We start from the raw sequence: 17883 nt of genomic DNA on the forward strand, positions 1-17883 counted from the left end.
AGGCTAGGTGGCACGCTCGAGCGGTCACTGACAAGTGTCCGCGACTATTACACACGCTTGTCGAAAAAGCGGTGGAAGTGGCCGGAGGATCAACTGCTGAACTCGTTGCAGACGGGAATGCCGATCGTGTTGTAATCGCTCATTGCGGCCAGTTCGTCGGGCACCTCGTGGATGTCGACCGTTTCTTCGACTAGTGCTGTCGGATCCAGTTTGCTGGATTCGACCATGTCGAGCATTTCGCTGTACCGCGAGGGCTGGAGCCCGAGCGATCCCTTAAACTCGATTTCTTTGGCGACAAACTCGTCGGTCGGGAGTGGAATCATCCCTTCTTCATCGCTGGTCGTCAGTCCGATCTGGACGTGGGTTCCGCCCTTCCGGAGCGAGTTCACTGCGTTCTGGCACGTCGTTTCGATACCGAGTGCGTCCGCAGAAACGTCCGCTCCGCCGTTCGTGATATCTCTGACCTCACCAGCAGGATCGTCGACATCCGCCGCATTGACGGTGGCAACGGCACCGAGGTCTTCTGCTCGGTCCAGTTTCTCGTCCATGAGGTCGACACCGATGACGTTCGCCCCGAGGGCGTTTGCGATGTGGACCGCCGACAGCCCGATGCCGCCACAGCCGTGGATGACGACGTCGTCACCGGCGCTTACCGGTGCCCGGTGAGCCATTGCATGGAAAGACGTCATGAACCGACAGCCCATCCCGGCGGCTGCTTCAGCGTCGATGCCGTCCGGCAGCGGAACGGCGTTGATGTCCGCGTTGGGGATGTGAACCTCCTCGGCGAACGCCCCGGGTGCTTCGTTCATAAAGCCGAGGCCGACGTGGTTTTCACAGATGTTCTCTCGACCGTTGCGACAGAGGTCACATGTCCCGCAGGCAAAATTAAACGGGATGGCAACCTCCTGTCCCTCTTCAACGTTTTCGACATCCTCTCCGACGGCGACGATACGGCCGGTCGGCTCGTGGCCGAGAACGTGTGGGGGATCGGGTCGGTAGCCGAACCAATCCCAGTCTCCCTGCCAGCAGTGCCAGTCGGATCGGCAGATGCCACAGCCGATGACTTCGGCAACGGCACCATCCGGATCTGGTTCAGGGCGTTCGACATCTTGGACGGTTAGCGGTTCTTGGAACTCTTCTAGCAGTACTGCTTGCATTCTCCCTGATAGCATTCCACAAGGGCTGTTAAATATTATGTATAATATCTTATGGGTGTGCCATCGGGGATTCGATTGGAGAATACTGAAACTGTGTTTACGACCGCTGGAACCCTTACAAACCGGCTTTTGGACAGCACCTCCGGTAGTTGGAACTCTATCGAACTCGTATCTAATCCTCCCGCTTTGCTAAGGATAATCGCCCATCGCGTTTGAAAAGCAAGATTTGGGAGCCAGGTTGGTGGTGGGTTTCTAGTCACAACCGCATTAGGCGGGAGTCTCCACCCACTATAGTAACCATTAGAAGTAATTACTCATATTTGGTACAGAAATTCGATCAATAGCAGTGTCAATTGCTGTTGTGAGATCGTCGAGTGAGCCAAAGAAACGGTTGCTGAGTGCCGCTTGTAGTTGTCTCCAGCACTCTTCGACAGGATTTAGCTCTGGTGAGTACGCCGGCAACGTCACGAAGGCGAGGTCGTCACGGGCCGCTAGGTCCGTGACGGCCGACGCCCGAAAATATGGTGCTCCATCCAGGACAATAATTAGATCATCTTCGAACTCTTTGCATAATGCGAGAATGAAATGTTTTACATGATCGGCGGTAACATACTCTTCAAACCGAGAGAAAAAGCGATCACCGTCCTCGGTGATCGCGCCTAGCAGACACGTCCAGTCACGTTGTCCAGATAACTCGACGGACGGCCGCGTACCGCGGGGAAACCACGCGGCACGCGGCTCGACTTGGACGGATTTCTTGGTTTGATCGATGCAGACTACTGTGGCGTCCATTTCCCGCCGCTTTTTTTGAGCTCCTCACGGAACGTTTCTTGCTCATCAGCATCAGACTCAGCGGCTGTACGGCGAGGCTTTTGATAGCTCAATCCCGCTTCTTTGAGCAACCGCCGACAGCTCGGGATTGAGTACTCGACATCGTACGTCTCGTCAAGATACTGCTGGACGAGCGCCGGCGTCCACGCCGGCGCATCAACCCCAACATTCTCTGGTGATTCGTGGACAGCTTCTTCGAATTCTTTTTGCTCTTTTTCTGAGAGCTTCCGTTTTCTCCCAGAGCGATGAGCATCAGTAACGGCTTGCTCAAGCGACTCGTCGGTGTCGAGTCGCGTGAGCCAGCTATAGATTGTCCGTCGCTGAACGTCGTACCACTCGGCTAGTTCAGTCTGCGTGACGCCGTTCTTGTATGCTATTGCTGCTAAGAGCCGTTCTGTCGGCTTTTTCCCCTCCACGTTGTCAAGGGCATCTTGCAATTCCTCGACAGAGATCTCGTCGAGATGATCCACTGTGTTTAGCAACACTGTCTGAGTAGAAAGTTCTAACGGATACTATAGGTATGGAGCGAACTGAATACGCGATTCTCGCGGCCATCGCGCTCGCAACGATCGGCCTCGGCGTATTCACCACAGCCAAACCACTGTCCACGTTCTTCCTCGAGAGCACGCGGCAGTTCGTGACGACCACTGCGGCGATGGCGTGGATCACGTGGTGGGCGCTGGTCATCGGGTTCGCAATTGCCGGTGGCGTTGAGGCGTGGACCTCGAGCGAAGCAATTTCGGACCTGCTGGAGGGACACGGCCCACGCGAGATCGGCTACGGGTCGCTGTTCGGCTTCGTCTCCTCGTCGTGTTCCTACAGTGCCATCGCGACCGCGAAGAACCTCTTCAAGAAGGGTGGGTCTGCGGCAGCCACTCTCGGGGCGTTCATGTTCGCCTCGACGAACCTCGTCATCGAGATCGGTGCTGTCATCTGGATCCTGCTCGGCTGGCAGTTCCTTCTGGCGGACATCGTCGGCGGGTTCATGCTTATCGGCCTGATGGCGCTCGGGTTCGTCTATCTAGCTCCTGATGATGTTGTCGAGCAGGCTCGAGCGAACGTCCGTGACGAGGGGTCCGAAACTGTCCAAGACCCTGTCTGTGGGATGGAAGTCGATCCCGACGAAGCTGACTATTCGACCGACCACGACGGTCGAACGTACTACTTCTGCTCGCAGTCCTGCAAGGAGAGCTTCGATCCCGAAGCGGCCAACACCGCTATTCGCGAGCAGGCAACATCGCTTGCTGGCTGGAAGGCACTCGCCGACAAGCAGTGGAAAGAGTGGGGGATGCTCTGGGACGAGATCGCGATTGGGTTCATTTTCGCCGGTCTTATTGCCGGCTTTATTCCCCACCAGGTCTGGACGTCCGTGTTCTCGGGCCCGACGTTCGGCTTGCCAGTCTATGTCTTCTGGACTGCTGCCCTCGGTGCCGTCATTGGCGTCGCCACGTTCGTCTGTTCGGTTGGGAACGTCCCGTTCGGGGCCGTCCTCTTCAGTAACGGTCTCCCGTTCGGGTCGGTCCTCTCTTACATCTACGCTGACCTCATCGTCCCGCCGATCATGGACGCATACCGTGAGTACTACGGGACGAAATTCGCAGCCCTCCTCTCGGGGATGATTTTTGTCTCCGCTGTCCTCACCGGGTTCGTTATCCACTTCGTCTTCCTGGGCCTGGGAGTCATTCCTGACCCGTCCGGTGTCCAGATCGCAGAAGTCAAAATCGAGATGAACTATAAGCTGATTCTTAACGTGTTCGCGACCGGCTTTTTCTTGGTCCTTTACTGGCTCCATCGCACGGACTCGATCAGGAATGAGGGAGGTCACGAAGAGCACGCACACACTGCCAACTAAGCCTCACTAATCAGTTCATCACCATCTCTGCTCAATCGAACACGCAACGTCACCGAAGGGGCGCGCTGACCTCACTGGTAACAAAAGCACTATCGGCGCTCCCGCGGAATCACCAGTGAATGGACCGACGAGACGCTGTCCGACGCGTCGGTGTCGTCGTACTTGCGGTAAATCTCCTGCTGGCCGTCGCGAAGGGTGCGGTGTGGTGGACGTCCGGGAGCTATGCCATCGGCTCGGAAGCAGTCAACAGCATTGCCGACACGGTCTACAGCATCATCGTGCTCGCTGGGCTGTACGTTACTACCCAACCCCCGGACTTCGAACATCCACATGGCCACGAGCGTATCGAGCCGTTCGTCTCGCTGTTCGTTGCCGCCGGCGTACTCGCCGCGGGCGGAACCGTCTTCTACCGATCAGTTATGACGCTCGTCGCGGGTAACTACGCAGCGGTCGCTGGCCCGTGGGCGGTCGGCGTGCTTGTCGCAAGCGCGGTGGTGAAGTTCGGGCTCTATCGCTACTGTCTGCGAGTTGCCAATGCGTATAACTCACCAGCGACGACCGCGACAGCGCTCGACAACCGCAACGACATCCTCACCGCTGCTGCGGCGCTTGCGGGCGTCTTGGGTGCTGCTGCAGGGTACCCGCTTCTCGACCCGCTTGCTGGCGCTTTCGTCGCGCTGGGAATTCTCTATACGGGCTACGAGATTGTCAGCGAAAACATCGACTATCTCGTTGGTGCAGCGCCACCACCCGAACTCCGCGAGGAGATACGCAAGCGGGCGCTCGCTCATCCGGACGTCCACGGTGCCCATGATGTCGTCGCCCACTACGTCGGCCCCGAAGTCGACGTTAGCTTGCACATCGAGGTGGAAGGCGACCTTACGCTCCAGCAAGCGCACGACATCGAGTCAACGATCGCGGCGGACATCCGTGACATCCCGGAGGTTGATGATGTGTTTGTCCACGTCGATCCACGCGAACTTGGCGAGTGGAAGGAAAACGAGTAGCTCTGTCCACCAGACCAGCCAGCACCCGGAAACGAGTCTAATCCGAGATCGGCAATGGCTCCGTGAGATCATACCGGCAGGCGGCCCACGAAACAGCTGCGAGGACGCCTGCAACGGCTGCAGGCCAGCGATCAGTACTGAGATACAGATCCGGAGACGGTGGCCGATACGTATTGATCGGGAAGAAAACAGCGTACGCCTCGCCGGTCGCCGTGAGCAACGCAACATCGAGGACGTGATGAGAAGTTGCGCCGATCGCAGTCAGCGCAATCGCTTGTCGTCGATAGTCGGGTGCAACCAATAGCGATCCCAGGAGGACGACGAGCACGCTCCCCCCGAGCGTGTGTAGAGGCGCCCACGAGATGGGATCGTCGGTCACTATCTCGAGCGGGCCAGTCGGGATCGCGGGCGTGATCTTCATGAAATCCGGCGACAGCGCACCGACCATCACGAGGGTAACCTGTGCGGGTCGGACCTGCTCATATCGAACCGAAAGCAGCGTCCCGATGCTGTAGCCGACCAGCACGTGCGTGAGGAGGTCGGGCATCACCGATCACGCTGCTCCCGATGTCGATCAGTCTTCGAGCGGTCCTGATATCGCTCGTTCGAGCCATCGGCTGATGTCTCATCACCTCGAGACAGACTGGGATCGACACCGGGTTTGCCACCACTCGTCGGCGTTGTAAGTCGTGGAACGAGTACACCCCGATCCCAATCAATGCGCCAACCGCGGACGAGCCGTACGAGAACCCAGCACCCGCCGATGAAAGAGACGACGACCATATAGAACGTCTCCCACAGGTCCGTGGAGATCGTTCGCTCCGCGCCGAGCGTCGACGTGTCCTCGAGTGTCCCGAAAACTGTCACGCGATCGCCCGTCTCGAGGGGGCCGGTCGAACGCTCGAAGCTGTCGGCGGTCTGTACCACGGTGAACCTGCCGTTCCCGTTCGGCTGCGTTGCGATCACGAGGGGGTCAGTTTCGACGACAGACCCACCGAGAACGACACACTCACCGATATACGAGTCGCGAGCTGTCGTCACGTCGGCTTCATCGGGATACGTGCTTTCTAGCGGATCGACGGCGGCTGTGCCTGCCCAAGACAGGAGCCCCACGAGCGCGATGAGGAGGAGGACGCCGGCCAGAAGCCGACCGGACTGACCGAACGGTTCACGTGTGGACATTCACTCTCATGACTTGGGCCTGAGCCATAGCCGTTGTGCAGAATATGCTGACTGTCAACGACTGCTCGGCACAAATCATGACACCGACGACGGGGCTGATGCTTATCGAAGCTCGTCGGTTGCTTCGACGAGATCCGCCTCGGTGCGCCAGCGATACAGCCGGTCTTCGTCGTCGAAGCGTTCGAAGACACCGTCTTGCATCCAGCCAAAGGGAGGGTCTTCGTCCTCGTATTCGCGTTTGAGGACGTGGCTTTTCGAGAAATAGTCGACCGTTCCGACCAGGAGCCCCTGTTCGACGAGGAAGTCGCTCGGTTCCTTTTCGGCGACACCGACGAGATATGTGACGATATCGGCGATCAGGCAGAATTTCTGGATGCTATTATCCCACTCGCCACGGATGTCGACCATCCGGAAGGCGTACGCATCCGTTCGCCGATTCAGTCGGTTGGTCACGAGGTTCAACCGTCGAATCGGCTCTCGGTCGTAGTTTCCGAGCACGAAGTACGACCGGTCGTTTTCGCACACAGGGGTCAACTCGCTCAGGGCGGGGAGGATTTCCTCGTTGTCCGCCAGCGAGAGCTCCGCTTCATCGACTGTCCCTTTCGCACTCGTCAGAACCTCTTCGGGGACGAACGACTCCTCATCTTGCGGTAGCGAGGAAACCCCGTCGTTCACGACGACAAGCCCGAGAAGATGGTCAAATACGAGAACGCACCCCGCCCCAGCGAGTAGTCTACCAGTTCAATCGTTGCACTCATCGCTGCTGTCTCTTTTTGTTGGTAATAATATTTGGATATTCATTAGTTAGATGATATGGATGGTGTTGCAGTGGACTGCAAATAGAATCCTTATGCGACGTAAACGACTCACATTTTGCTAGTGCCAGTACCAACTTCCCGCGAGTGGAACGGGAACCGTTCCCAGACGAATGCCGAAACCGTTCCTCTCGGAATCAGCTCGAGCAACTGCGCTACCAGTCAGGGTGTGGCTCCCGGTGACAGATGATCATGTCTGCCGTGACCCTTTCACTGGCGACTGAACTGTTCCCACGAGGGATCACTCAGTATCTCATTGGTGGACTCTTTGTCGGCCTCGGCATCGCAGTGATCTATCTCGGGACGGGGATCATCGCGGGAAACAGTACATTTTTCGAGACGACGCTATCATATGTTTCTGATCTCCCGCGGTTCCAGCGTGAACAGTATGTCAGTTCACGCGACTGGCGAGTCATCTTTGCGGTCAGCATTGTCATCGGTGCAGCCCTCTATGGACTCGTTCTCACCAGTGGAATCTTCGTAACCAGGGTCCAGTGGTGGCGGTTACTGGGCGGCGGTATCCTCGTCGGGATCGGAACGCGCCTCGGGAAAGGCTGTACGTCGGGTCACGGTGTCTCCGGAATCGCATCGCTGTCTCGAACGTCACTCGTGAACACTGTCCTGTTCGTCGGCGTCGCCATCCTCACTGCACTCACGGTTGCCGCACTGGGGGTGTCTCCCTAATGAGCGCCAGTACTCGTCGTCCTCTCTTCACAGGACTGATCATCATCGGCGGACTCCTCCACGGATTCGGATTGGCATACAGTGGGATGGCCCGTCCTGAGATCGTGTTGGATTTCCTCCAACTCGAAGACCTCGGACTGCTCTTCGTGATGGGTGGCGCTGCGCTCGTCATGGGGCTTGCAATCCAGATCGCAACGCGCGTGCTTCAGACGGCACCACTGACAGGGACAGACTATGCTCGCCGCGAGAAACCCTTCGACAAGAAGGTTATCATCGGCGGTACCATCTTCGGTGTCGGCTGGGGACTCTCGGGGGTCTGTCCCGGGGCAGGCTACGCGAGTCTGGGGATTGGAAACTACAACATCCTCTGGGCCATCGCCGGGATGTTTATTGGGGCATATGCACAGGGGCTCTGGCGAGCTCACCGAAGCGAAACGGCCCGTGAGACACCAGCTACTGGCGATTGACGTCACACGGCCCCGCTTGCTCCGTCGCAGCGTACCGGACGCTGCTTTTTGGTGCTGCTTACACCGACCCACTCGAGAAGTCGTTGATCGACTGTGATCCGTCTACCGTGCGAGTGGAATCTCTTGCGAACTGCCGGGACCAACACTATACGTGCCGGTATCGAACGTTTGCTGCTATGGCCGACGATGCCAACGGCCCTGTCTACTACGTAATCAGTGATCTCCACATTGGCGGTGATGAGCAACTCGCGAAGGTAGACTTTCTCGACGAGTTGCTCGAATTTCTCGAGCGCCTCGAAACGACCGATGAGGACGTAGAGTTACTGATCAACGGCGATGCGTTCGGACTGTGGGAGTTCACCGAGATCGACGGACTAGCGAAATTCGATTTCCTGACTGAAACGTATCCTGAGCTGTTCGAGCAGTTGCGCGCGACCGGCGAATCGATTCCAATCACACTCTTGCCGGGCAACCACGACAGCGAGTTCGCCGCGTATGACAAGTACGTCCAGCGGTTAGCCGACTATAACGTCGATCTTGTCCAGTCCAAGTCGATCACCCGCCCAGTCGGCGATCGGACGATCTGGTTCGAACACGGTCACCAGCAGGATCCGAACAACCGATTCGAGGACTTCGGCAATCCATATGAGACCCCGCTGGGGTATTTTTACAACACTCATGTAACGAGCCGGGCAGGCCAACTGTCCGAGAGAGGACGGTATAACTGGCTCAAAGACGTTCAGGCGGTCACGCCGACCGAGCGTGTGCCTCACTGGCTCCTCTCGAAGTACTTCTACCGCGAAATGAACCCTGTCTTACGATATGCTGTGATCCCGTTTCTGTTGCTCTTCAACATCAGCATCATTCTCGCAGTGTTGGCGGGACTAGATGTGGCTGGTATCTGGACGATGCCAGTCGAGACGGCAGATGCGATTCTCTCTCAACTGGGCCTGATCGGGGAGGCCGTTCACTTCATCCTCGTCGTCAACGCGGCGGTCGCCGGCGTGATCCTTCTCGTGGGCATCCCAGTGTATCTCATCCTTCGAGACATCGGTGAGACTGTCGATCGGTTCGGTCTTTCCGAGAGCGATCTCACCGTTGATCCCGACGAACCGTACAAGGAGGCTGCCCGCGAGGTGTTCGCTGACCGGCCGGAGACCGCAGTTTTCTGTTATGGTCACACCCACCGCCCAAAGGTAAACGAAGTCGAAGGCAGGTTGCTCGTCAACACCGGGACGTGGCTTAAACGCCTTCACCGCCGGGACGTCATCGTTGGCGTGTTGCCGCCGGTGTTCTACCCGTCGTATCAACTGTGCGTCGTTCGCATCGCTTCTGAGCCCGAGGGCGTGGTTGTCGAGTACGAGGAGATCGAGAAGCCGAGCCCCAGTACGGACGAAATCACCCTCACCGAGCGCCTTCTTACGCTGGGTCGAGAACCGAATCCAGAACTGCCTGACCGATCGGTCGTCGACGACGAGATCCCGGACGCTGCATCCAACGTTCGTGACTGAACCGACTCGAGTCCGACCGAGCGACAGTATTGGGTCCGTTAACGCCCACAGCGGCCAGCACCAAGGGGTTAATCAACTAATCCAGAGATGCATTGGGTATTAGTAGCACACTACTTTGCGGTGGAAGCACGTACCCTCTAGTATGGTCCGGGGAGCGATCGATGGTCTGCAGACTGCCCTCGCTGCAGTACGGCCACCACCACGGCTCGTGGACTGGTCGATCTTCGTTCTCGTTTGTTTCGAAGCTATCTCGGGGCTGGTCTCTTTCACTGTTGGTTCGGTTGCGTGGTGGCCGCTCTTCTGGGCCCATCGGATCGCCGGGCTGGCATTACTCGTTTTCGTCGGGTTCAAACTTGTCCGTGTCCGGCACCGACTTACGAATAGCGACCAGTGGCGGCCGTCTACCCTTCTGTCGGGACTCACAGTGCTTGCGGTCTTCGGGTCGCTCGCAACTGGAATCGTCTGGGTGTTCGGCCTCGATATTCGCCTGTCTCGCTGGACGCTTCTTAGCGTTCACGTCGGATTCGGGCTCGTACTCGTTCCACTCATGCTGTGGCACCTCACGACCCGATTTCGGCTTCCAAGAAGCCATGACTTCGACCGGCGGCGGACAGTCCTCCAGTACACTGCGTTACTGATCGGTGCCACGCTGGTCTATCGCGGCCAGGAATTCGCAACTCAGCTCTTGGATGGGCCCGGCAGTGATCGTCGGTTCACAGGATCGCAGCCGCGGGAAGGAGCGGGCAACGAGAGTTTTCCCGTCACCTCGTGGGTCGCCGACGATCCCGATCCCATCGAGCTCTCGGACTGGACACTCTCCGTTCGCGGCGCAGTGGAGATGCCGCTGGAACTCCAGTATCACGACCTCTCGCCAACCACGACACAACAGGCTCTATTAGACTGTACGAGTGGGTGGTACACCGTACAACAGTGGCGCGGTCTTCGCGTCGGCGACGTGCTCGACGCGGCCGGTGTGGACGAAAAGAGTCGATTCGTTCGATTCGTTTCGGTTACCGGCTACCGGTGGAGTCTCCCGATCGACGAAGCACGAGACGCAGTCCTGGCAACCCACGTTGGCGGTGAGCGCCTCACTCACGGCCATGGTGCACCGCTGCGACTCGTCGCTCCGGGCCGGCGAGGGTTTCAGTGGGTCAAGTGGATCGACCGAATAGATGTCCGCCACCGCGATGATCCAGCACAGTGGCTCGTCACACTGATCAGCGGGTTCGATTGACAGGAGATTCCAGCTTGAGATGCTGCCGTTTCGTGGTCCGTCTTGCATACGTATCGGAAGGAATCCGATTCCATTGACATCCTCCTCCGCGTAAACGCGGAGGAATCCCGAGCGGTGGGAGTTTCAGGTTTGCAGTCCAATCGGCGGACTCCCAGTCCTTTCGGGGACGGGTAGTCCCACAGCGTCGGACTGGTGGACTGCTGGCCATGCCAAGTGGCCGTTACCCCTATCCTCAACCGTGTATGGCATCCCGGTGTTGTTTTGGCCACTGGGATGCCAGCAGGAGTCAGCGGACTTGGGGGTATCGTCTCTCGTGTTTTGAGCAGTCGGCACATCGGCACACTTTTCGAGGATGTGGCGTTCACCGACTGCCCTTTCGGATACTGCCTCGTTATCGGGGGCGGACAGGCCGCCTCCGCAGGACGGTTCGGAATCCGCTCCGTTCCGACCAATTCCTACCGTTCGATTGGGCGATCTGCCACTTAAACGTCTGCATAGGAAACACGGATTATACATCCAAACGGTGTCTCCGCCCCGAGTGACGGCGCGTATCCACGCCGTGAACGGCGTGGTATTGCGCCTGTTCCACCTATAACCAAGCGTTGGTCGTGTGTGTCGGACACACGGGCGCTTTTCCTATTTAACCTCGTCCGACCAATACACGAACGTGGACCACGATACGGACGGGAACAGCGGGAACGAAGCCAGACGAGTTCGAACGACTCCGAATCCGACGGACCCGTTCCGGAACGGGATCGATCGACGACGAGTCCTTCGATCGTCGGCTACCATCGGTGCGACCGCAACACTGGCCGGCTGTCTCACCCAGACTGGGCAGCCGGCGCGAGCGCCGACGGTGTACGTGTTCAATAACGGCGATCGAACGTTGAGCATCATCGACGCCACCACTGATGAACTCGTCGAGACCGTTTTCATCGGGACGACCGCGTCTTTTCCGGCCAATCAGTATGGAACCGATGTCGATTCGGCGTCCGAGACGCTCTGGATCAACGTTTCCGGCGGAATCAGAGCCCTCGATCAGCATACGCTAAACGAGGTTGCAGCGATCGAGACCGGCTTCGGGCCGAACTACCCGAATCTAACGCCGACAGGTGAGTATTTACTCGCCGCCGCTGGCGGAACGACGACCATCGAACCCGATCCGGACGATCCGGCGAACCACGTCCTCGTCCGAATCGATGCCGATCGCGATAGCGAGACGTTTGGCGAGGTCACGGGAGAGATAGAGGTCGGCTATACCGGCCCATGTGATATGACACTCAGCCCGGACGGCGAGTACGGGTTCGTCCCAGAGATCGCAAACGAGACAGTGGCCGTGGTTCGCGTCGATCCGTTCGAAATCGCCGCTCGAATTGACGTCGGCGAACCTGCAGGAGACGGACACGTTCTCCCGTTCATGTCCACGGCATCGTTCGACGGTAACCGTCTCTTGGTCGAAAACGGCGAGGGAGAACTCGGAGCCGATCCGGACATCCCACGTCGGGGATCCGAGAGTATCTGGGACATTTCCGATCCCGAGGAACCGACCCAACTCACGCGCATTACTCGAGACGACGGCTTATCGGCACCACCGATCACGAGCGAGATCAGCCCCGAGACCGACGTAGCATATCTCTTCACCCCCGAGATCAATGCCGTGACAGTCATCGACCTCGACGCACAGGCAGTCGACCGCGAACTCGACATCGGCGGGAGCGCGATTGCCGGTGCCTGGGGGCCTGCTCGAGAGAAACTGTACGTTCCAGTCCAGACGGCAAACCACGTCGCAGTGATCGATCACGGCCAACGGGAGGTTAGTACCACCATCGAGACCGGCGAAGCCCCGACGGGTGCTGTCGGCGGAATGATTCGACCTGAGACGTCCGCCAGCCAGCGGCTTCAGAGTTCGTTGGCAACGCTCGGGCTTTCGGTTGGTGACCGAGAACCGACGTTCTGCCCCGATGGAAACTGTCATTGCGGATACTAGTACCACCGTCCCGATACGCCGGTCGCGTCCTTCTGATGACGCGGACGAGCAGGTCCCGACGCAAACGACTGGAACCATACCGTGAGTGAGTTCAGATTCGACCAATAGTCTCTGGTTAAGACACGAACTGTCGGTCTGGTGGTCTGTGAACTGACTCTGACCGACCTATCTTAAAGCGAAAACATATGTCACGTGTTGTCATCGCCCGTCATTCCCGTCCAATTTCGTTCGTGATAATACCTAACCTACAGCATGGTATGGCAAGCCTTGATGGCAAGTTCAGAAGACAATCCCTCAGAGCACAACGCGGAGACACTGTCGATTGACGCTGGAGGGACGTTGACCGACACGTTCCTCATGGACTCGAACGGAGAGTTTACCGTCGGCAAAGCGAAGACGACCCCCGACGATGAATCACGAGGGTTCATCAAATCGTCCAAAGACGCACTAGATTCTTGGGATCTGGACGTGGACGATGCGTTCCCGAATCTCGTTTCGACGGTTTACTCGGGGACGGCGATGCTCAATCGACTGGTCGAGCGCGAAAGTGAAGTCGACGTTGGCATCCTCACTACCGGAGGGATGGAAGACACGCTCCGGATGGGGCGTGGCCGGCAGTCGTATACCGGTTTTTCGTACTCGGATCGCCTGCACGTTAATACGCACAAACATCCCGAACCGCTGATTCCCCGGAACCGTATTCGGGGCGTTCGAGAACGGATCGACGTCAAAGGGAACGAACTGATCCCTCTTGAAGAGTACGAAGATGACATCAGGGAGGGTGTTAACGACCTTCTCGATCAAGGCGTCGACGAGATCGCGGTGATGTTCCTTCACTCCTACCAAGAAGACAAACACGAGCAACGGACGAAGGAGGTCGCCGAGGAGGTCATCGAAGAACGGGGCGCGGACACGACGGTTATGCTGTCCAGCGAGTACTATCCCACCCTGAAGGAGCTCCCCCGGCTGAACACACTCGTTGCGGAAGCGTTCGCCGCGGAGCCATCACGGGAACAGCTGACGAGGGTTCAACAGTCCGTTGACGACCACGGTGGCGAAGTCGGCGTCCGGGTCATGGCGAGTCATGGTGGGACGATCGACATCTACGCAAACGAGCTGGCGCGGACGCTGATCTCTGGTCCCATCGGTGGGATGATCGGAGCGAACTACTTCGGCAAAGAACTCGGCTACGAGAACCTCGTCTGTACCGACATCGGTGGGACGAGCTTCGACATGGGGATCATCATCGACAACGACTGGAAAATCGATTACAGTCCGGAGATGGCTCGGCTCCTCCTGTCGTTGCCGATGGTCAATATGGAGAGTGTTGGGTCGGGGACCGGTAGTTACGTCCGGGTGAATCCGACGTTCGACAAAATCGAACTCGGTCCGGAGAGCGCGGGTGACCAGGTCGGCGTCTGTGCAACCGAAACCGACGTCGAGACGGTAACAGTAACCGACTGCCACGTTGCGCTGGGCTGGATCGATCCCGAAAACTTCCTCGGTGGTGACATGCCCATCAGTCGTGAAGTCGCCGAAGAAGCGATCGAAGAACAGATCGCGGATAAGCTGGACATGGGCGTCTACGAGGCTGCGGAAGGAGTTATCAAAATCCTCGAGAACAAGCTGCAAAACGACCTCGAGGCCGTCGTGACCGGCGAGGGATACGCACCGTCGAACTTCAAGTGCCTCTCCTACGGTGGGGGCGGACCGGTTCACACGGCTGGATACACCAAAAGCCTCGGCTTCGACGAGGTCCTTATTCCGGAGTGGGCGGCTGGGTTCTCCGCGTTCGGCTGTGGTGCAGCCGACTACGAATACCGGTACGATCAGACGACCAGTATCGACATCGACGCCGATCTGTCGATAGAAGAAGCGGCCCAAACCGCCGGGGAAGAACTAACGCAGGTCTGGAAGAACCTCGAGGGCAAGGTCGAAGACGAGTTCGCCAAAAGTGACATCGGACTGGAGGAAGTCGAGTTCCAGTACAACATCCTCGGACAGTACCAGGGACAGCTCAACAGTATCGACATCCGGTCGCCCGTTGACCGAGTCGATACCCCGGAAAAACTGGAGGAGCTGATCGACACGTTCGAAGAAGGCTACCGGCGGCAGTACTCCGAAGAAGCGCGTTCCCCGGAGCTCGGACACACGATCACGCAGGCGTCTGTCCGCGGCGTCCGAGACGTGGTCAAGCCCGAAATACCGACAGAAGAAGTACAGGGCGCCGAGCCCCCCGAGGACGCCCACAAGGGGTCTCGCGAGGCCTACTGGGACGGCGTGTGGATCAAGACGGACGTCTACGATCTCCACGCACTCAACCCCGGGAACGAGCTCAGCGGTCCCGCCGTTCTCGAGGGTGAGGCAACGACGTACATCGTTCCACCGCACTACGAGACGTGGCTCGACGAGCACCGCGTCCACCACCTCACACGGAAGGAATAGAGAGAGCGCCCTCTCGCCTTTCGTGTAGACATGCATCTACCACACTGTGGGTATCGCAGGCACTGTGATAACCCGGGAGTGGGGTGGGTGCACTGCACCAGCCTACATCTGGCTGTAGACAGATGAAGATGTCATACAGGCAAATATGAGTTCAGAACAACATCCGTCGGACGCGTCAGGAGAGAAAGAGTACGAACAGAGCGAAGAGAGCTTTCCTCGAATGCAGGAGGAAAAACGAAAAGTCCAAACGAAGCTAGAAAACGGCGAAGGTATCGGCTGGGAAGGACAGAGCCTTCGCGAACAGTTCGAAGACCTCGAAGAAAAGACCGAGAAGACAGGCCACTACGCTGGATTCGAGAAACTCTCGTTAAAAGACGAGAACCCGATCGAATACGAGCAGATGTTCGCCCAGCTGCGTGGCGAACTGGTCAACGCGCGAGAAACCTCAAAGGAGGTCGCCGCAACCCCGATCGTCGAACAGGAAGGTGAGCTATGTTATGGCCTGTTCACACCGGAGGGTGACTCGATCGCCATCTCGACTGGGATCATCGTGCACATCCACACGATGAGCGAGGCGATCAAGTACATGATCAATCACGATTACGAGGAGAGTCCCGGGATCGAACCGGGGGACATCTTCGTCAACAACGACACACACGTGGGTAACGTCCACCCCTGTGACATCGCGACGCTCATCCCCATCTTCCACGAGGGCGAGCTTATCGCTTGGGCTGGCGGTGTCAACCACGTCATCGACACGGGTGCGGTCGGCCCCGGTAGTATGAACGTCTCACAGGCCTCCCGCTTCGGTGACGGGGCCTACTACACCGCTCGAAAAATCGGAGAGGAACTCGAGATATACAACTCTTGGAAAAATGATTTCCCGGACAAGACCAGAACGCCGGACTTCCTGAAGCTCGACGAACGGACGCGGATGACCGGCTGTCTGATGATCCGCAATGCCGTAAACGATCTCATCGACGATTACGGTATCGAGAAATTCAAGCAGCTCTCTCGTGAGGCGATCGAGGACGGCCGCCGGGGCTTCCGAAGTCGTATCCAGAAAACGATGCTGCCCGGTACCTACCGCGGTGCATCCTTCGTCGACGCACTCTACGAGGGTCAGAAGAACCTTTCGCGAGCGTATGCGAGTGAGAATCACCTCATGCACGCTCCTTCGGAGCTGCACGTCCGCGAGGATGGCTCCTTCCAAGTGTCCTTCGAGGGGGCAAACAAGTGGGGATGGCATCCGTATAACTGTACGCCAGCCGCCATTCAGGGTGGTATCTGGGTGATGCTTACCCAAACGGTCATCCCGAACAAACTGGTCAACGACGGTGCCTACTACAGCTGTGACTTCCACTTACCGGAGGGTTCGTGGGCGAACACACAGAACACGGAGACAGCACACGCATATGCGTGGCACTTCCTCGTCTCTGCATGGGCCCCGCTCTGGCAGCACCTCTCACGAGGGTACTTCTCCCGCGGGTTCCGCGAGGAGATCAACTCCGGGAACGCCAACACCTCGAACTGGCTGCAGGGCGGCGGTATCGACCAGTTCGACAAGCTTCACGCGGTCAACTCCTTCGAAGCGGCGTGTGAAGGTACCGGTGCCCGCTACGTCGACGACGGCGAGCCCCACGCCGCGGCGATCTGGAATCCCGAAGGCGACATGGGTGACGCCGAAGTCTGGGAGATGACCGAACCGCTGCCGTTCCTCGGACGGAACGTCAAGCCCAATACGGGTGGCGCAGGCCGACGGACGGGCGGCGCAGGCTTCGAGTCGATGCGAACGATCAAGGACGTGAGCCGATGGTTGCTCTACGAGATGGGCAACGGCTACATGTCGAGTGACAGTGGCCTCTTCGGCGGCTATCCCGCCGCCTCGGGCTACATCCTCAACGCCCAGGATACCGACCTCAAGGAGCGCTTCGAGAACGGTGAGGACTATCCCCAATCCGACCTTGACCCCGAAAGCGGCGACTTCGAATCCAAGATCGAGGGCGAGGTCACCCGTCGTCCCGAGGGTATCAGTACGCCCAAGGAGTTCGACGACTACGACATGTACCTGAATTACCTCCGTGGTGGTTCGGGCCTCGGCGACCCGCTGGAGCGGGAACCCGAGAAGGTCGTCGAGGACATCCACGACGGATACGTCCTGCCCCGTCACGCCAAGGACGCCTACGCCGTCGTCGTCAACAAAGTCGACGACGAGGCCAAACACAACTCCGCCGTGCAGGGTGAGTGGGAACTTGACGAGGAAGCGACCGAAGAACTCCGCGAAGAGCGGATGGAAGAACGCGAAGAGAGAGCCCAGCCGGTCTCCGAGTGGTACGAGGACGAACGCCTGCGCATTCGTGACGACGAGGATCTGATCGAGGACGTGAAAAAGACCTACGAGAGCAGCATGCGAATGAGCAAGCAGTTCACCGACTTCTACTGCGACTTCTGGGAGCTGCCGGACGACTTCCGGTTCTCACTGAGTGAGGATGCCGAAAAGTCACTCGAAAACCGGTTCAAGACCGGCATGAAAAAGAAGTGGAAGAACCCGACGAAGAGCCACGAAACCTGGCTCGGGGTCGGTCGAGACGACGAGCCCGAGGTGCCCTACACGTGGACCAGTGAGAGATCGATTCAGGATCTGTCGGGCCCCGATGCATCGTTCGAGACACCGTCGAAGGAACCAGCAACGGACGACGACTAATACAGAG

Annotated in this window: 14 protein-coding genes; 9 read left to right on the forward strand and 5 right to left on the reverse strand. The window is 58.2% G+C overall.

From position 1 onward, the window contains the following. Positions 1 to 89: 89 nt before the first annotated feature. Both E2L06_RS17255 and E2L06_RS17260 read right to left on the reverse strand, forming a co-directional pair. Positions 90 to 1157, reverse strand: a complete 1068-nt coding sequence (locus tag E2L06_RS17255; protein WP_138782870.1) for a zinc-dependent alcohol dehydrogenase family protein — start codon at positions 1155 to 1157, stop codon at positions 90 to 92. A 300-nt stretch (positions 1158 to 1457) separates the two neighbouring features. Next, positions 1458 to 2458 (reverse strand): IS630 family transposase gene (locus tag E2L06_RS17260; protein WP_138782871.1). Its coding sequence is split into 2 segments (ribosomal slippage): positions 1458 to 1966 and positions 1966 to 2458, totalling 1002 coding nucleotides; the frame shifts between segments, so codons are not numbered across the junction. A gap of 50 nt (positions 2459 to 2508) precedes the next feature. Here E2L06_RS17260 and E2L06_RS17265 point away from each other — a divergent pair. Both E2L06_RS17265 and E2L06_RS17270 read left to right on the forward strand, forming a co-directional pair. After that, a complete protein-coding gene (locus E2L06_RS17265) occupies positions 2509 to 3840 on the forward strand; it encodes a permease (protein WP_138782872.1) in 1332 nt (443 codons plus the stop codon). Between the two features lie 119 nt (positions 3841 to 3959). Continuing rightward, positions 3960 to 4847, forward strand: a complete 888-nt coding sequence (locus E2L06_RS17270) for a cation diffusion facilitator family transporter (protein WP_138782873.1) — start codon at positions 3960 to 3962, stop codon at positions 4845 to 4847. A gap of 37 nt (positions 4848 to 4884) precedes the next feature. Here E2L06_RS17270 and E2L06_RS17275 read toward each other — a convergent pair whose 3' ends face one another. The 3 genes from E2L06_RS17275 to E2L06_RS17285 form a co-directional block, all read right to left on the reverse strand. After that, positions 4885 to 5394, reverse strand: a complete 510-nt coding sequence (locus E2L06_RS17275) for a metal-dependent hydrolase (RefSeq protein WP_138782874.1) — start codon at positions 5392 to 5394, stop codon at positions 4885 to 4887. Further along, complete coding sequence (locus E2L06_RS17280; protein ID WP_138782875.1) at positions 5394 to 6029, reverse strand: hypothetical protein; 636 nt, start codon at positions 6027 to 6029, stop codon at positions 5394 to 5396. The genes E2L06_RS17275 and E2L06_RS17280 overlap by 1 nt, the downstream gene beginning before the upstream one ends. A 102-nt stretch (positions 6030 to 6131) precedes the next feature. Continuing rightward, complete coding sequence (locus tag E2L06_RS17285; RefSeq protein ID WP_138782876.1) at positions 6132 to 6704, reverse strand: hypothetical protein; 573 nt, start codon at positions 6702 to 6704, stop codon at positions 6132 to 6134. Between the two features lie 326 nt (positions 6705 to 7030). Between E2L06_RS17285 and E2L06_RS17290 the strand changes: the two genes are divergently transcribed. The 7 genes from E2L06_RS17290 to E2L06_RS17320 all read left to right on the forward strand — a co-directional run bounded on the left by E2L06_RS17290 (position 7031) and on the right by E2L06_RS17320 (position 17876). Next, the gene (locus E2L06_RS17290) at positions 7031 to 7528 is read left to right on the forward strand and encodes a YeeE/YedE family protein (RefSeq protein ID WP_138782877.1); all 498 of its coding nucleotides are present in this window, start codon (positions 7031 to 7033) and stop codon (positions 7526 to 7528) included. Continuing rightward, the gene (locus tag E2L06_RS17295; protein WP_138782878.1) at positions 7528 to 7995 is read left to right on the forward strand and encodes a DUF6691 family protein; all 468 of its coding nucleotides are present in this window, start codon (positions 7528 to 7530) and stop codon (positions 7993 to 7995) included. The genes E2L06_RS17290 and E2L06_RS17295 overlap by 1 nt, the downstream gene beginning before the upstream one ends. A gap of 176 nt (positions 7996 to 8171) precedes the next feature. Then, a complete protein-coding gene (locus E2L06_RS17300; RefSeq protein ID WP_138782879.1) occupies positions 8172 to 9506 on the forward strand; it encodes a metallophosphoesterase in 1335 nt (444 codons plus the stop codon). Positions 9507 to 9648: 142 nt separating this feature from the next. After that, a complete protein-coding gene (locus E2L06_RS17305; RefSeq protein ID WP_138782880.1) occupies positions 9649 to 10740 on the forward strand; it encodes a molybdopterin-dependent oxidoreductase in 1092 nt (363 codons plus the stop codon). Between the two features lie 667 nt (positions 10741 to 11407). Further along, a complete protein-coding gene (locus E2L06_RS17310) occupies positions 11408 to 12727 on the forward strand; it encodes a hypothetical protein (RefSeq protein WP_249361493.1) in 1320 nt (439 codons plus the stop codon). Positions 12728 to 12997: 270 nt separating this feature from the next. Then, positions 12998 to 15172, forward strand: a complete 2175-nt coding sequence (locus E2L06_RS17315) for a hydantoinase/oxoprolinase family protein (protein ID WP_138782881.1) — start codon at positions 12998 to 13000, stop codon at positions 15170 to 15172. A gap of 145 nt (positions 15173 to 15317) precedes the next feature. After that, positions 15318 to 17876, forward strand: coding sequence for a hydantoinase B/oxoprolinase family protein (locus E2L06_RS17320; RefSeq protein ID WP_249361494.1), 2559 nt, complete (start codon positions 15318 to 15320; stop codon positions 17874 to 17876). The last annotated feature ends 7 nt before the right edge of the window (positions 17877 to 17883 follow it).

It is taken from the genome of Haloterrigena sp. H1, assembly GCF_005938085.1.
In the GTDB taxonomy this organism is placed as follows: domain Archaea; phylum Halobacteriota; class Halobacteria; order Halobacteriales; family Natrialbaceae; genus Natrinema.

Bases quoted from the DNA above. Each gene is read 5' to 3' on its own strand.
- E2L06_RS17255 (WP_138782870.1), bottom strand. From the start codon at position 1,157: ATGCAAGCAGTACTGCTAGAAGAGTTCCAAGAACCGCTAACCGTCCAA.
- E2L06_RS17265 (WP_138782872.1), top strand. From the start codon at position 2,509: ATGGAGCGAACTGAATACGCGATTCTCGCGGCCATCGCGCTCGCAACG.
- E2L06_RS17270 (WP_138782873.1), top strand. From the start codon at position 3,960: ATGGACCGACGAGACGCTGTCCGACGCGTCGGTGTCGTCGTACTTGCG.
- E2L06_RS17275 (WP_138782874.1), bottom strand. From the start codon at position 5,394: ATGCCCGACCTCCTCACGCACGTGCTGGTCGGCTACAGCATCGGGACG.
- E2L06_RS17280 (WP_138782875.1), bottom strand. From the start codon at position 6,029: ATGTCCACACGTGAACCGTTCGGTCAGTCCGGTCGGCTTCTGGCCGGC.
- E2L06_RS17290 (WP_138782877.1), top strand. From the start codon at position 7,031: ATGATCATGTCTGCCGTGACCCTTTCACTGGCGACTGAACTGTTCCCA.
- E2L06_RS17295 (WP_138782878.1), top strand. From the start codon at position 7,528: ATGAGCGCCAGTACTCGTCGTCCTCTCTTCACAGGACTGATCATCATC.
- E2L06_RS17300 (WP_138782879.1), top strand. From the start codon at position 8,172: ATGGCCGACGATGCCAACGGCCCTGTCTACTACGTAATCAGTGATCTC.
- E2L06_RS17305 (WP_138782880.1), top strand. From the start codon at position 9,649: ATGGTCCGGGGAGCGATCGATGGTCTGCAGACTGCCCTCGCTGCAGTA.
- E2L06_RS17315 (WP_138782881.1), top strand. From the start codon at position 12,998: ATGGCAAGTTCAGAAGACAATCCCTCAGAGCACAACGCGGAGACACTG.
- E2L06_RS17320 (WP_249361494.1), top strand. From the start codon at position 15,318: ATGAGTTCAGAACAACATCCGTCGGACGCGTCAGGAGAGAAAGAGTAC.